This window comes from Kitasatospora sp. NPDC059795 (assembly GCF_042732175.1).
Classification (GTDB): Bacteria; Actinomycetota; Actinomycetes; order Streptomycetales; family Streptomycetaceae; genus Kitasatospora.
This window is the reverse complement of sequence record NZ_JBHWID010000008.1, coordinates 54,537-69,569: the sequence shown is the minus strand read 5'-3', so window position 1 is coordinate 69,569 and position 15,033 is coordinate 54,537. Positions and strand designations below refer to the sequence as shown.

The following is a 15,033-nucleotide window of genomic DNA, read 5'->3' as shown; positions in this document are numbered from 1 at the left end:
GGAGGAGAACCCTCCCCCGAGGGTGGGGATAACCCCCTACTCCCCCCTGGGGGCAGGGCCAGGGAAAAGTCGGTGACTAGCCGGATGGTTCGTCAGATCCCCAGCTCATAGCGTCTGTTCTGCCGCCGGAAGCAGCCCGGGGGCCCACTGACCGGGGCGGTCCGCACCCGCCCGAAACCCCTGGGGGACACCTACCGTGAAGCATGGAATCGCCGCCACGATGGGCGCCTGGAGCGCCCGCCACAGAAAGACCGCGGTCTTCGGCTGGCTGCTCTTCGTCGTCCTCGCCGCCTACCTCGGCGGCGTGCACGGCTCCACCAAGGTCACCGAGTCCGAGTCGATGCCGGGTCAGGTCGCGCAGGCCGCCAAGATCCTGGACGACGCGGGCATCAAGTCCCCGGCCGGCGAGACCGTCCTGGTGCAGAGCCGCACGGTGACGGCCGACGACGCCTCGTTCAAGGCCGCCGTCGACCAGGTCGCCGCGGCCGTAAAGGCCACCGGCAAGGTCGGCGACCTGCACAGCCCGTACGAGACGGGCGCGGTCTCGGCGGACAAGCACTCGGCGCTGCTCCAGTTCACGGTTGTCGGGGAGGACCGCGACACGGCCGTCGCCAACGTGCCCGCGGTGATGGACGCGGTGACGGGCGTGCAGAAGCAGCACCCCGAGTTCGTGGTCGAGGAGTACGGCGAGGCCAGCGCCGGCAAGTGGTTCAACGACCAGTTCACCAATGACTTCGCCCGCGCCGAGTGGACGGCGGTGCCGCTCGCCCTCGGCATCCTGCTGATCGCCTTCGGCGCGCTGGTGGCCGCGGTCCTCCCGGTGGTGCTGGCGATCACCGCCTTCGTCGCCGCCTCCGGCCTGGTCGCGCTCTCCTCCGGCCTGCTGCACACCAGCAACGACGCCGCCTCGGTGATGCTGCTGGTCGGCCTCGCCGTCGGCGTCGACTACTGCCTGTTCTACCTGCGCCGGGAGCGCGAGGAGCGCGCCGCCGGGCACGACGCCGAGACGGCGCTGCGGATCGCCGCCGCCACCAGCGGCCGCGCCGTGCTGGTCTCCGGCATCACCGTGGTGGTCGCCATGGCCGGCATGTTCCTCACCGGCATAGCCGACTTCAAGGCGATGTCCTTCGCCACCATCCTGGTCGTGGTCACCGCCGTGCTCGGCTCGCTGACGGTGCTGCCCGCCCTGCTGTCGCTGCTCGGAGACCGGGTGGAGAAGGGCAGGGTCCCGTTCCTGCACCGGCTGCGCCGGGGCGGCAACGAGGGCAGCCGGGTCTGGAACACGATCCTCACCCCGGTGCTGCGCCACCCGCTGGCCGCCGCCGGCCTGGCCACCGCCGCCCTGCTGGCGATCGCCGCGCCGTCGCTGACGATGCACACCGCCAACCTGACGTTCGAGCAGCAACTGCCCAAGGGCAACGCCCTGGTGGCCACCTCGCAGCGGATCCAGGACGCCTTCCCCGGCTCCCCCTCCCCCGCCACCGTGGTGGTCAGGGCGAAGGACATCTCCTCCCCCGAGATGACGCAGGCCCTCGCCGACCTCCAGTCCAAGGCCCTCGCCACCGGAAAGATGCACGGCCCCACCGGCCTGACGATGCACGCCGAACAGAACGTCGCCACGGTCGACATCCCGCTCTACGGCAGCGGCAACGACACCACCTCCGCCGAGGCGCTGAAGGTGCTGCGCGAGCAGGTCGTGCCCGCCACGGTCGGCAAGGTTCCCGGCACCGAGGCCCCCGTCACCGGCGCCACCGCCGGCTCGGTCGACTTCAACAAGCAGATGTCGGACTCGATGCTCCCGGTCTTCGGGTTCGTGGTCGCCTTCGCCTTCCTGCTGATGCTCTGCTCGTTCCGCTCGCTGTCCATCGCCGTCACCGCGGTGCTGCTCAACCTGCTCTCGGTCGGCGCCGCCTACGGCGTGCTGTCGCTGGTCTTCCAGCACGGCATCGGCGCCTCGCTGATCGGCACCGCCGGCGTCGGCGCGGTGGAGAGCTGGGTCCCGCTGTTCCTGTTCGTGATCCTCTTCGGCCTCTCGATGGACTACCACGTGTTCGTGGTCTCCCGGATCAAGGAGGCGCACGACCGGGGCCTGCCGACCGGCGCGGCCGTCGCCCACGGCATCCGCACCACCGCCGGCGTGGTCACCAGCGCCGCCGTGATCATGGTCGGGGTGTTCGCGGTCTTCGGCACGCTGTCCATGCAGTCCATGAAGCAGATGGGCATGGGCCTGGCGGTCGCCGTCCTGATCGACGCCACGGTGATCCGCGCCGTGCTGCTGCCCGCCGCGATGTCCCTGCTCGGCGACAAGAACTGGTACCTGCCGCGCTGGCTGCACTGGCTGCCGCAGCTGGAGGGCGAGGCGCCCTCCCCGGCCCCGGCCGGCACCGGATCCCACCGGCGCCACGACGAGCACGAACTGGTCGGCTGACCGCCCCCCTCCCTCCCCGCGGACCCCGGTTCGCCGACAATGAGCAGGTGATCTTCGACGAATCGGGGGCCCAGGCCCTCCTGCAGCAGGCTTGCGCCCCGGCCGGTATCGACCCGGCCGGGGCCGCGCTCATTTCGCTCGGCCAGAACGCCGTCTTCGACCTCCCCGCGCTCGGCCTGGTCGCCAAGGTCGGCCGCACCCCCGGCTCGGCCGACCGCGCCGCCCGCGAGCTCGCGCTGGCCGACTGGCTGGACGGCGCGGGCGTGCCGGTGGTCCGCCCCGCCGACCCTGCGGTGCACCTGGCCCAGGAGCACCCCGTCACGCTGTGGCACCGGCTGGAGCCCGCCGTCCGCCCGGCCCGGCCCGCCGACCTCGCCCCGCTGCTGCGCGCCCTGCACGCCCTGCCGGCCGAGCCGGCCCCGCCGGTGGCGCTCGGCCGGCGCGATCTCCTCGCGCCGGTGGACAGTTGGCTGGCGACCGCGGAGGGTCACATCGATCCGGCGGACGTGGCCTTCCTCCGTGACCGGAAGGAGAGCTTTGTCACCGCTATTTCCGAATTGACCCCTTTCCTCCCGATCGGTCCGATCCACGGCGACGCGCTGCCGCGCAACGTGCACATCGCCCCCGCCGGCCCGGTGCTGCTCGACCTCGAGTACATGGCCTCGGACTTCCGCGAGCACGACCTCGTGGTGCTGGCGCTCAGTCAGGACCGTTACGGCGTACCGGCCGAGGAGGTCGCCGCGTTCAACTCGGCCTACGGCTGGGACGTCCGCGAGTGGCCGGGCTTCGCGGTGCTGCGCGGCGCGCGGGAGACCGCCAGCGCGGCCTGGGTGGCGCAGCAGTCGGCCGGAAACCCGTCCGCCCGGGCCGAGTTCCGTCGCCGGGTGGACTCGCTGCGTGACGGCGAGGCGGCAGTACGCTGGTTCGCGTTCTGACCGCTTCCGTTCGGTGCCCGCCCTGTGGCGCAGCGCACACAAGAACGGAACCACCTCGGTCGTACCTGGCGTCGTATCCGATCAGACGCCCCGCCGTGCAGGCGACAGGTACGACGTCAGGAGTCGTTCCATGGTGAAGTCCCGCATATCCGCCCGTCGTCGTTCTCTTCTCATCGGTGCCACCGCACTGCTCGCCCCGGCCGTGCTGGTGGCCTGCGGCGCCCACGGCACCCCCCTCGCGGCGGGGGACGCCGCGCAGCACTCGGCGGCGTCGCCGAGCGCAAGCACGAGCACGAGCGCGACCACGGGCGGAAGCGGGACCTCCTCGGTGGCGGCCCGGCCGACGCCGAGCGAGGGCCCCTCGTCCCCGTTCGCCACGCCGAGCCAGGACCCGACCACGCCGAGCCGGACGGCCACCCCGTCCGCACCGGGCACCGCCCCGGCCACCCCGTCCGCCCCCGGCACCGCTTCGAAGCCGGCCGGCGGGCAGCAGAGCCACGCCCCGGCCACGCACGTGCTGTCGCACACCGCCTCGGGCGGCAGGACGGTGGCGCTGACCTTCGACGACGGCCCGGGCCCGGCCACCGGCCAGGTGCTGGACCTGCTGGCGAAGTACGACGCGAAGGCGACGTTCTGCGAGATCGGCGACAACGCGAAGGCGAACCCGGCGGCGGTCAAGCGGATCGTCGCCGAGGGTCACCGCCTGTGCGACCACACCGTCGACCACCCGCAGCCGATGCACACCCAGTCGCACCAGCAGCAGGTGGCGGAGATCGCCGACGCCAAGGCGGAGATCCTGAACGCCGCCGGCGGCGACGCGCAGATCACCTGGTGGCGCGCGCCGGGCGGCGACTTCACCGCCGAGAACGAGAAGATCGGCGCCGACCAGGGCATGAAGTCCCTCGGCTGGTCGGTCGACCCGCGCGACTGGTCGCGCCCGGGCGTGCAGTCGATCGTCACCACCGTGCAGCAGAACCTGCGCCCGGGCGGCGTGGTGCTGATGCACGACGGCGGCGGCGACCGCGCCCAGACCGTGGCAGCCCTGAAGCAGCTCCTGCCATGGCTGGTGGCGCAGGGCTACACTTTCGACTTCCCCCAGTCCTGACAGCCCATCCTGCCGAGGCGTCCCGACGACCCGTCGGGACGCCTCTTCGGCACAGTCGCCGTACTCGGAGTCCTCGGACGAGCCGGGCAAACAGCGGCCCGCCGACGAGGAGTTCTGGTCCCGGGTGCAATGACTGGTCGCCGTGCGACGAGACCTGGATGTTCCTGAAGTCCCTGCGCCCCGGTCAGGCCGTCACCGGCGCGGTCATCGAGATCGCCGACACCGTCGTGTTCGTGGACGTCGATGGGTTCACCGCGCGAATCCGCCAACCGGAGCTGTCCTGGCGGTGGATCGGAACCCCCGAGGACCTCGTCCGCGTGGGCCAGGAGATCACCGCCGCCGTGCTCGGCACCGACCTGGTCCGCGAGGAGCTCTACCTCTCGCCGAGGGCGCTACAGGACAACCCGTTGGAGCAACTGGCCACCCGTGTCGGTGAGTCGGTCGACGGGGTGGTCACGAGGGTGCTCCCGTTCGGCCTGCTCGTCCGGATCGAGGACCGGCCCGACGGCCTCCAGGGGCTGGTGCCCGCCGCCGAGTCGGCCGGCGGGGCCGTTCAGGTCGGCGACGGGCTGACCGTGCGGATCCTCGAAGTCGACCTGGCCCGGCAGCGGTTCGTGCTCTCCTGCCGCTGATCGTCGGCCGCCGCCCTCAGGAGGCCGCCTTGAGCGGCCAGCGCGGGTCGACGGTGGCGGCCGGGTCCTTGCGGCGCAGCCAGGCCTGGAGGTCGGTGGCCCAGGTGCGGTACCAGTCGATCTGCCGCCGGTGGAGTTCGTCGAGCGGCAGGTCGCCGGCCTGGTCGGGGTAGCGGTGGCCGAGGGCGACGGCGACCCGGACGGCGGCGAGGGCGTCGCTGCCGGCCTCGTGGGCGTCGTGGAGTTCGACCCCGTAGACCTCGCAGACCCGCTGGAGGGTGCGGGAGCCCTTGCGGTACTTGTCGAGGGCGCGGTCGACGACCATGGCGTCCACCACGGGGGTGACCGGGCCGCCGAGGCGGTCGGCGAGGGTGGGGCGGCCGTGGCGGCGCAGTTCGGCGTCGAGCAGCGACAGGTCGTAGGGCGCGTTGAAGGCGACCACGGGCCGGCCGGCGGCGAGCCGCTGGTGCAGGGCCCGGGCGATCTCCTCGATCGCCTCGGCGGCGGGTCGGCCGTGGGTGCGGGCCTCGGTGTCGGTGATGCCGTGGATGGCGGTGGCCTCGGCGGGTATCGGGACGCCGGGGTCGAGCAGCCAGTTGGTGACCCGCTCGACGCGGCCTCCGAGGGTGTCGACCACGGCGGCGGTGACGATCCGGGACTCCTCCGGGTCGGTGCCGGTGGTCTCCAGGTCGAAACCGGTGAGCGGCCCCTTCCACCAGGTCATGGGGTGTGTCTCCTTCCGTCGGCACTGCCAGGACGCGGACCATCATCGCGCGCGGCTGTGACAGTGCCGACGGCGCGTCCGGTGTTCCGCGGGCATGTGCCCTGGTCAGGACACTGCGCGGGAGTCCCCCCAGAGGTCTTCGAACTCCTCGCGGTAGACCTCCAGCAGCCCGGGTTCGGTGCCGCCGGCCTCCTGTCCGGCGCCGCCGCGCAGGACGAGGGCGGGTGATTCGATGCCGCGGGCCTTGCGCAGGTAGGGCTGGATCACGCCGAGGTCGGTGGAGCGCCGCCGGCCGCCGGCGCCGGTGGTGCGCGGGCCCTCGACCAGGTAGGCGGTGAACCGGGGCAGTTCGTCGAACACCCGGATCTCGAACGAGCCGGGGTCGCGCAGCCGGGCCCTCACCCGTCGCACGTGCATGATGTTCATCTCCACCGAGCGCCCCAACTCGCCGCGCCCGAGGCCGAGTTCGCGTTCACGTCGGCGGACGGCGCTGCTCGCGGGGTTGAGGAACAGCAGCCGGACCCGGCAGCCTTCGGTGGCGAGGCGCACGAGTCGTTTGCCGGTGTAGTTCTGGCAGAGCATGCCGAGGCCGATGCCGACGGCGTCGAGGCGGCGGGCGCCGTCGAGGAGGTCCTCGACGGGCAGGTCGCGCTGGAGGCGGACCCGGTCGGGGTGGACGGCGACCACGTCGGCGTAGCGGCCGGCGACGAGTTCCTCGACCACGTCGGCGGGGACGCCGCCGTGCGCGCCGTCGAGCAGCGCGAGCAGCCGGGCGGCGGCCCGTTCGGTCTGGTCGAGGACGGTCTGCGACAGCGCCCGGTTGCGGGAGACCACGTGCCGGGCGACCTCCAGCTCGTCGAGGGCGAGTTCGATCTCGCGCCGGTCGACCAGGTGGGGTTCGAACAGCGGCCAGTGCTGGACCATCAGTTCGCGCAGTTGCGGCAGGGTGAGGAAGACCAGCGGGTCGTCGTCGACGGGGTCGAGCAGGTAGCCCTTGCGGCGGGAGACCTCGCGGACGGCGGCGGCCCGGTGCACCCACTCCTCGCCGGCCGGTCCGGCGGCGGCGGTGACCCACTCCTCGCCGTGCGCGGGCGCGTAGACGGGGCGCAGCACTTCGTGGACGAGGGCGCGGGTGCGCTGTTCGACGAGGTTGAGCCAGACGTAGGCGCGGCCGGCCAGGCGGACCCTGCGGTAGGCGTCGTCCCACTGGTGGCCGGCCCAGGCGGGGGGCATGCCCTCGGCGGGGCCGCCCTGCGGGGGCAGCGGGCCGCGTCCGCCGCCGGTGCGGACGACCAGCGTCGGGGCCTCGCTGCTGCCGGCCCGCGGGTCGTGTCCGTCGCCGTCGGCGGGGAACGCCATCCGCCACCTCACCTCTCGTCCGCCGCCGGCCGGCTGACGGAGTGTCCGCCGGTTTCGCTCCACCGTCGCGGCCCCCGATCGTCGGCCGCGCGGGCCCGGGGTTCTCGCGGTCCGGACGATCAAGGGTATCGCCCCCCGTGGCCGTGACACAGCCCTCTTGACAGCTCCCGCCGCACCGGCCGAACAGCTCCCCCCGCACCGGCCGACGGTCCGTCACGGACCGGTCGCGGCAAGCCGTCCGGCCCGGCATCCAGGACACCCGTACGGGCGAACAACGGGCGAATGGAGGCGGATGGGCACGGTGTCGGCCCGCCCGGCGAGGAGGATGCGGACTGTGCCGGGCACCGCGTCGCCGATGCCCGGCACCTGCTCGGGCGCTCCGCCGGGTGACCGCCCGCGGGGCGCCGATCGGCGTCTGGCACAGGGAAGTCGAGGACACATGCAGGTCTGGCCGGGGCAGCCCTACCCGCTCGGCGCCACCTACGACGGCGCGGGCACCAACTTCGCGGTGTTCTCGGAGAGCGCGGACCGGATCGAGCTCTGCCTGATCGGCGAGGACGGTGCGGAGACGGCGGTGGAGCTGCGCGAGACGGACGCCTTCGTGCGGCACGCATACCTGCCGGGCGTCCAGCCGGGCCAGCGGTACGGGTTCCGGGTGCACGGCCCGTTCCAGCCGGGGCTGGGGCTGCGGCACAACGCGTCGAAGCTGCTGCTGGACCCGTACGCGAAGGCGATGGGCGGCCACATCGACTGGGACGAGTCGGTGTACGGCTACCACTTCGGGGCGCCGGAGCGCCGCAACGACCTGGACTCGGCGCCGCACACCATGCACTCGGTGGTGATCAACCCGTACTTCGACTGGGGCACCGACCGGCCGCCGCGCACCGACTACCACCGCACGGTCGTGTACGAGGCGCACGTGAAGGGCCTGACCAGGCTGCACCCGGGCATCCCGGAGGAGATCCGCGGCACGTACGCGGGCCTGGCGCACCCGGCGGTGATCGAGCACCTGGCGAAGCTGGGCGTCACCGCGATCGAGCTGATGCCGGTGCACCAGTTCGTCCGCGACCACCGGCTGCGCGACCTCGGGCTGTCCAACTACTGGGGCTACAACACGATCGGCTACTTCGCCCCGCACTCCTCGTACTCCTCGACGGGCGACCGCGGGCACCAGGTGCAGGAGTTCAAGTCGATGGTGAAGGCGCTGCACGCGGCGGGCATCGAGGTGATCCTCGACGTGGTCTACAACCACACCGCGGAGGGCAGCCACCTCGGGCCGACGCTGTCGTTCCGCGGCCTGGACAACGCCTCGTACTACCGGTTGGCGAAGGACCAGCGTTTCTACGAGGACACCACCGGCACCGGCAACTCGCTGCTGATGCGTTCGCCGCACGTCCTTCAGATGATCATGGATTCGCTGCGGTACTGGGTCACCGAGATGCACGTGGACGGGTTCCGCTTCGACCTGGCGGCGACGCTGGCCCGGCAGTTCCACGAGGTGGACCGGCTGTCCTCGTTCTTCGACCTGGTCCAGCAGGACCCGGTGGTCTCGCAGGCCAAGCTGATCGCCGAACCGTGGGACCTCGGCGAGGGCGGCTACCAGGTCGGCAACTTCCCGCCGCTGTGGACGGAGTGGAACGGCCTGTACCGGGACACCGTCCGTGACTTCTGGCGCGGCGAGCCCGCCACCATCGCCGAGTTCGGCTCCCGGCTGACCGGCTCCTCCGACCTGTACCAGGACGACGGCCGCCGCCCGATCGCCTCGATCAACTTCGTCACCTGCCACGACGGTTTCACGCTGCGCGACCTGGTGTCGTACAACGACAAGCACAACGAGGCCAACCGGGAGGACAACCGGGACGGCGAGTCCTTCAACCGCTCGTGGAACTGCGGCGCGGAGGGCGACAGCACCGACCCCGGGGTGCTCGAACTCCGGGCCCGCCAGCAGCGCAACTTCATCGCCACCCTGATGCTCTCGCAGGGCGTGCCGATGCTCTCGCACGGCGACGAACTGGGCCGCACCCAGCGCGGCAACAACAACGCCTACTGCCAGGACTCCGACCTGACCTGGGTGGCCTGGCCGACCCGGGACGGCGAGCAGGCCGACAGCCGGCTGCTGGAGTTCACCCAGGGCATGATCTGGCTGCGCCGCGACCACCCGGTCTTCCGCCGCCGCCGGTTCTTCCACGGCCGCCCGGTCTCCGGCACCCACGACGCCCTCACCGACATCGCCTGGTTCACCCCCGGCGGCGAGGAGATGACCGAGCAGGACTGGTCGACCTCGTACGCGAAGTCGCTGACGGTGTTCCTGAACGGCAACGCCATCTCCGAACCGGACCGGCGCGGCGGCAAGATCGTCGACGATTCGTTCCTGCTGATGTTCAACGCCCATGCGGAGCCGATCGCCTTCACCGTCCCGGCCGGCCACGGCGAGGCCTGGCAGGTCGTCGTCGACACCTCGCTGCCGGCCCTCCCCGCCCCCGGGACCGGCCCCCGCGCCAAGGCCGGCGACACCCTGCGGCTGCTGGACCGCTCGCTGATGGTGCTGCAACGACCGGCGTAGCGAACCCGGCCGAAACCACCCGTTCGGGGCAATGCACGGTACGCCTCGGACCGGCCGGGTAGGGATCGGGCCATGACGTCAGTCGCCGCGCGACCTTCGACGGCCCGCTTCCCGACGGCCACCTACCGACTCCAGCTGCAGCCGGAGTTCACCCTGCACGACGCCCGCCGGGCCGTGCCGTACCTGGCGGCCCTCGGGGTCTCCCACCTCCACCTGTCGCCGCTGCTGGAGGCGGTGCCGGGCTCCACGCACGGCTACGACACGGTCGACCACGGCCGGGTCGCCGAGCAGCTGGGCGGCGAACGGGCGCTGCGCGAGCTGGCCGGGGCCTGCCACCGGCACGGCCTCGGCCTGATCGCCGACGTGGTGCCCAACCACATGGCGCTGCCCGTGCCGGAGCAGCTGAACCGGCCGCTGTGGCAGGTGCTGGCGAACGGCCCCGACGACCCGTTCGCCGCCTGGTTCGACATCGACTGGACGTCCCAGCCCGGCCCGGTGGACGCCCCGGAGCGCGGCCGGCTGCTGCTGCCGCTGCTCGGCGACCGGCTGGGCGCGGAACTCGACCGGCTCACGGTCGACGGCGAGGTGCTGCGCTACTACGAGCACGAGTTCCCGCTGCGCCCCGGCACCGCGCAGCTGCCGCTGCCGGAGCTGCTGGACCGCCAGTGGTACCGCCTCGCCTGGTGGCAGCTCGCCGACGAGCAGATCAACTACCGGCGGTTCTTCACCGTCAACGAGCTGATCGCGGTGCGGATGGAAGTCCCCGAGGTGTTCGAGGCGACGCACGCGGTGCTGCTGCGACTGCACCGCGAGGGCGTCCTGGACGGCTTCCGGATCGACCACCCGGACGGGCTGGCCGACCCGCGCGGCTACCTGCGGCGCCTCGCCGAGGCGACCGGCGGCGCGTACACGGTGGTGGAGAAGATCCTCACCGGCGAGGAGCGGCTGCCCGCCGACTGGCCGTGCGCGGGCACCACCGGCTACGACGCGCTGCGCCGCATCGACGGCGTGCTGACCGACCACCTGGGCGCGGAACGGCTGGCGGCCGCCTACCGGCGCGACGTCGGCGACCGGGCGGACGCGGCGACGACGGCGCTGATCGGCCGGGCCGAGATGGTCGCTCCGGACGGGGCGCTGTCGGCGGAGACCGACCGGCTGGTGCGCCTGGTCGGGCGGATCTGCGCGGACGGGCCGGAACTGGCCGACCACTCGCCGCTGGCGGTGCGCCACGCACTGGAGGCCCTGCTGACCGAGTACCCGGTGTACCGGCCGTACGTGGTGCCCGGCGAGCCCGCGCCCGCCGAGGCCGCCGAGGCGCTCGCCCCGCCCGGGGGCGCGTCCGACACCGTGCGCCTGGTGCGCCGGCTCGCGCTCGGCGAGCTGGGCCGTTCGGCCGCGAAGGACGAGTTCTGCCACCGCTTCGGGCAGACCGCCTCCGCGGTGGCCGCCAAGGGCGTGGAGGACACCGCGTTCTACCGCTTCAACGCGCTGCTGTCGCTGAACGAGGTCGGCGGCCGTCCCGAGCACCCCGGCGTCACCCCGGCGGACTTCCACCGCTGGTGCGAACACCGGGAGCAGCACCGGCCGCAGGCGATGACGGCGCTGTCCACGCACGACACCAAGCGCAGCGCGGACGCCCGGGCCCGGCTCGCGGTGCTGGCGGAACTGCCGGAGGCGTGGGCGGCGGAGTGCGCGGCGTGGACGGTGGCGGCCGGCCCGTGCCCGGACCGGGCGTCGGCGTGGCTGCTGTGGCAGACCCTGCTGGCGGCCTGGCCGCTGTCCGAGGAACGGCTGCTGGGCGTGGTGCTGAAGTCGGTCCGGGAGGCGAAGCGCCGCACCTCGTGGAAGGCCCCCGACGAGGCGTTCGAGCAGCGGCTCGCCCAGTACGTGCGGGACGCGCTGGCCAACCCGGGGCTGTGCCCGCGGATCGCCGGGTTCGTCGGCATGCTGGAGCCGTTCGCCCGGGTGAACTCGCTGTCGGCGGCGCTGCTGCACCTGCTGGCGCCGGGCGTGCCGGACGTGTTCCAGGGCGGCGAGGAGCCGCTGTACACGCTGGTCGACCCGGACAACCGGGCGCCGGTCGGCCTGGACGCGCTGGCGGTGCGCCTGACCGACGCGGCCTCGCCGCGACCCGGCGACCTGGCCCGGGAGAAGCTGCACCTGACCGCCACCGCCCTGCACCTGCGCCGCTCCGGCCCGCTGGGCGCGTACCGCCCGCTGGCCGCTGCGGGCCCGGCGGCCGAGCACCTGGTGGCGTTCGCCCGCGGCGGGCGGGTGGTGGGCGCGGCGACCCGCCTGCCGTACGGGCTGCACCGGGCGGGCGGCTGGCGCGGCACCCTGCTGGAGCTTCCGTCGGGCCGCTGGACGGACCGGCCGACGGGCCGCCGTTTCACCGGCGGACCGGTCGAACTGTCGTATCTTTTCCAGCAGTTGCCGGTGGCGTTGCTGGTGGAGGGGGACTGATGCGGTACCGAGTGTGGGCGCCGGAGGCCAAGGTCGTCGAGGTGGAGGTCGGGGCGATCCCGTACCTGCTGGAACGCGACCCGGCGCACCCGGGCTGGTGGCACGGGGACGGCCCCGACGGCGACTACGGCTTCCGGCTGAACGGCGGCCCGGCGCTGCCCGATCCGCGCTCGCCGCGGCAGCCGTTCGGCCCGGACGGGCTGTCCCGCCCCGTCGACCACGCCGCGTTCGCCTGGACGGAGACGGCGTGGCGGGGCCGCCCGCTGCCGGGCGCGGTGGTGTACGAGCTGCACGTGGGCACCTTCACCGCCGACGGCACCTTCGACGCGGCCGCCGCCCGCCTCGACCACCTGGTCGAACTCGGCGTCGACTTCGTCGAGTTGATGCCCGTCTGCCCGTTCCCCGGCCGGCACGGCTGGGGCTACGACGGGGTGGCGCCGTGGGCGGTGCACGAGCCGTACGGCGGCCCGGACGGGCTGAAGCGCTTCGTGGACGCGGCGCACCGGCGCGGACTCGGCGTGATCCTCGACGTGGTGCACAACCACCTGGGCCCGTCCGGCAACTACCTGCCCCGGTTCGGCCCGTACTTCACCGACCGGCACCACACGCCGTGGGGCGCGGCGGTGAACCTGGACGCGCCGGGCTCCGACGAGGTCCGGGCGTACCTGATCGGCAGCGCGCTGGCCTGGCTGCGCGACTACCGGATCGACGGGCTGCGGCTGGACGCGGTGCACACCCTGGCGGACGACCGGGCGCTGCCGTTCCTGGAGGAACTCGCCGCGGCCGTCGACGAGTTGGCGGAGGCGACCGGCCGTCCGCTGTTCCTGGTCGGCGAGTCGGACCTGAACGATCCGCGCACCACCGCGCCCCGGCCGGCCGGCGGGCTCGGGCTGACCGCGCAGTGGAGCGACGACTTCCACCACGCCCTGCACACGCTGCTGACCGGCGAGGGGCAGGGCTACTACGCGGACTTCGCGGCCGACCCGTGGGCGGCCCTCGGCAAGACCCTCACCGGCGGGTTCTTCCACGACGGGGCCTGGTCCTCGTTCCGGGGCCGCTCGCACGGCCGCCCGTTCCCGACGGCGTACGGGCACCGGCTGCTGGGCTACGCGCAGACGCACGACCAGATCGGCAACCGGGCCACCGGCGACCGCCTGTCGGCCGCGCTCCCGCCGGGCCGGCTCGCCGCGGCGGCCGCGCTGGTGCTGACCTCGCCGTTCACGCCGATGCTGTTCATGGGAGAGGAGTGGGGGGCGTCGACGCCCTGGCAGTACTTCACCGACCACACCGACCCGCAGCTCGCCGAGGCCGTCCGGCAGGGCCGCCGCCGGGAGTTCGGCGAGCACGGCTGGCGCGCCGAGGACGTCCCCGACCCGCAGGACCCGGCCACGGTACGCGCCTCCACCCTGGACTGGTCCGAGCCCGACCGCACACCGCACGCCGAACTGCTCGGCTGGTACCGGGAGCTGATCCGGCTGCGGCACGCCGCGCCCGAACTGGCGGCGGGCGACCTGGCGGCGGTGCGGGTGCGGCACGACGCGGCGGCGGGCTGGCTGGCCGTCCACCGGGGCCGCTACCGGGTGCTGGCCAGGATCGGCGGCGAGAGGCCCGTCGCCGTCCCGCTGGAGGGCGAACTCGCCGCGCTGGAGGCCTCGTTCGGCGAGGTGCAGGCCGGCGTGAACGGCACGGTGCTGCTCGGGCCGGACTCGGTGGCGGTGCTGCGCACCACGGCCTGAGCCGCCGGCGGCAGCGTCACCACAGGCCGAGTCACCACAGGCCGATTCACCACAGGAAGGCCGCGATCCGGGCGTGCAGGCCGGTCGCGTCCAGGCCGTACGCCGCCAGGTGTTCGGGCATCGACCCGTAGTGTCGGTGCTCGGCCACCGGAACGCCCAACCCGAGGACGCGGTGCGGCAGTTGCTCCAGTGCGCGGTGCACCTCGCGCTCCGAGGTGCCGGCCAGGTACGGCTCGACGACCACCACGTCGGCCCGGCCGCCGACCGCCGCCCGCAGGCCCGCCGCGTCGAACGGGCGCACGGTGGTCGCGTACATCACCGTCACGTCCAGCGTCTCGGTGGCCTCCAGCACCGCGTCCAGCATCGGGCCGACCGCCAGCACCACGCCGCCGGCGCCCTCGCGGACGGTCAGGAACCGGCCGGGGGCGATCGGCCGGGCCTCGCGGTTCTGCTGGGCGGACAGCCGCACGTACTGCAGGCTGTCGCCGGCCGCGACGGCGTGGCGCAGCAGCAGGTCGGCCTCGGCGGGGTGGCCGGGGACGTGCACGTTCCAGTCGGGCAGGGTGTCCAGCAGGGTGACGTCGCCGGGCGCCATGTGGGTGCGTCCGCCGGCCGGCCAGTCGTACGATCCGGCCGCGCTGACCAGGACCGCGCCCACGCCCTGGTGGTTCAGGTCGAGCTTCACCTGTTCGAAGGGCCGCTCGATCAGGAAGCTGGCGAAGGTGTGCGCGATCGGCCGCATCCCGGTCAGCGCCAGTCCGCCGGTGACGCCGATCAGCAGCTGCTCGCGGATGCCGACGTTCACCACCCGGTCGGGGTGGGCGGCGGCCGCGTCGGGGAACTGGGCGGCGCCGATGTCGGCGAGCACCAGGGCGGTGCGCGGGTCCTGGTCGAGCAGTTCGGCGGTGGTCAGCGCGAACTGGTCGCGCATCGTGAACTCCGGGGTGGTCATGGCGTGCTGTCTCCGCTCCGGCCCGGTCTCGGGCTGACGGTTCTCGGGCTGACGGTTCTCGGGCTGACGGTTCTCGGGCTGACGGTTCTCGGGCTGACGGTTCTCGGGCTGACGGTTCTCGGGCTGACGGTTCTCG

10 protein-coding genes are annotated in these 15,033 nt (G+C 73.4%); 7 read left to right on the top strand and 3 right to left on the bottom strand.

Annotated elements, in window-relative coordinates; genetic code table 11:
• Nucleotides 1-220: 220 nt before the first annotated feature.
• From ACFV4P_RS17995 to ACFV4P_RS17980, 4 genes are all read left to right on the top strand, one after another.
• A complete protein-coding gene (locus tag ACFV4P_RS17995) occupies nt 221-2,428 on the top strand; it encodes an MMPL family transporter (protein ID WP_380472596.1) in 2,208 nt (735 codons plus the stop codon).
• Between the two features lie 47 nt (nt 2,429-2,475).
• Complete coding sequence (locus ACFV4P_RS17990) at nt 2,476-3,363, top strand: phosphotransferase enzyme family protein (protein WP_380472160.1); 888 nt, start codon at nt 2,476-2,478, stop codon at nt 3,361-3,363.
• A 130-nt stretch (nt 3,364-3,493) separates the two neighbouring features.
• Nucleotides 3,494-4,468, top strand: a complete 975-nt coding sequence (locus ACFV4P_RS17985; protein WP_380472158.1) for a polysaccharide deacetylase family protein — start codon at nt 3,494-3,496, stop codon at nt 4,466-4,468.
• 158 nt (nt 4,469-4,626) lie between these two features.
• Entirely contained in the window at nt 4,627-5,100 is a 474-nt protein-coding gene (locus ACFV4P_RS17980; RefSeq protein WP_380472156.1) for a S1 RNA-binding domain-containing protein, read from the top strand.
• Between the two features lie 16 nt (nt 5,101-5,116).
• Here the strand turns inward: ACFV4P_RS17980 and ACFV4P_RS17975 are convergent, their stop codons facing one another.
• Nucleotides 5,117-5,824 carry an exonuclease domain-containing protein gene (locus tag ACFV4P_RS17975; protein ID WP_380472154.1) on the bottom strand — a complete coding sequence of 236 codons (708 nt, stop codon included), beginning with the start codon at nt 5,822-5,824 and terminating at the stop codon, nt 5,117-5,119.
• A 105-nt stretch (nt 5,825-5,929) separates the two neighbouring features.
• Nucleotides 5,930-7,183, bottom strand: a complete 1,254-nt coding sequence (locus ACFV4P_RS17970) for an SAV2148 family HEPN domain-containing protein (protein WP_380472152.1) — start codon at nt 7,181-7,183, stop codon at nt 5,930-5,932.
• Between the two features lie 439 nt (nt 7,184-7,622).
• Between ACFV4P_RS17970 and glgX the strand changes: the two genes are divergently transcribed.
• From glgX to treZ, 3 genes are all read left to right on the top strand, one after another.
• Nucleotides 7,623-9,746 (top strand): glycogen debranching protein GlgX, encoded by a 2,124-nt coding sequence (gene glgX, locus ACFV4P_RS17965; RefSeq protein ID WP_380472150.1) that lies wholly within the window; start codon nt 7,623-7,625, stop codon nt 9,744-9,746.
• Nucleotides 9,747-9,818: 72 nt separating this feature from the next.
• Nucleotides 9,819-12,209, top strand: coding sequence for a malto-oligosyltrehalose synthase (treY, locus tag ACFV4P_RS17960; RefSeq protein WP_380472148.1), 2,391 nt, complete (start codon nt 9,819-9,821; stop codon nt 12,207-12,209).
• A complete protein-coding gene (treZ, locus tag ACFV4P_RS17955) occupies nt 12,209-13,945 on the top strand; it encodes a malto-oligosyltrehalose trehalohydrolase (RefSeq protein WP_380472147.1) in 1,737 nt (578 codons plus the stop codon). The genes treY and treZ overlap by 1 nt, the downstream gene beginning before the upstream one ends.
• A gap of 46 nt (nt 13,946-13,991) precedes the next feature.
• On the opposite strand, the gene ACFV4P_RS17950 is transcribed toward treZ, so the two are convergent.
• The gene (locus ACFV4P_RS17950) at nt 13,992-14,897 is read right to left on the bottom strand and encodes a transketolase family protein (protein WP_380472594.1); all 906 of its coding nucleotides are present in this window, start codon (nt 14,895-14,897) and stop codon (nt 13,992-13,994) included.
• Nucleotides 14,898-15,033 lie beyond the last annotated feature (136 nt).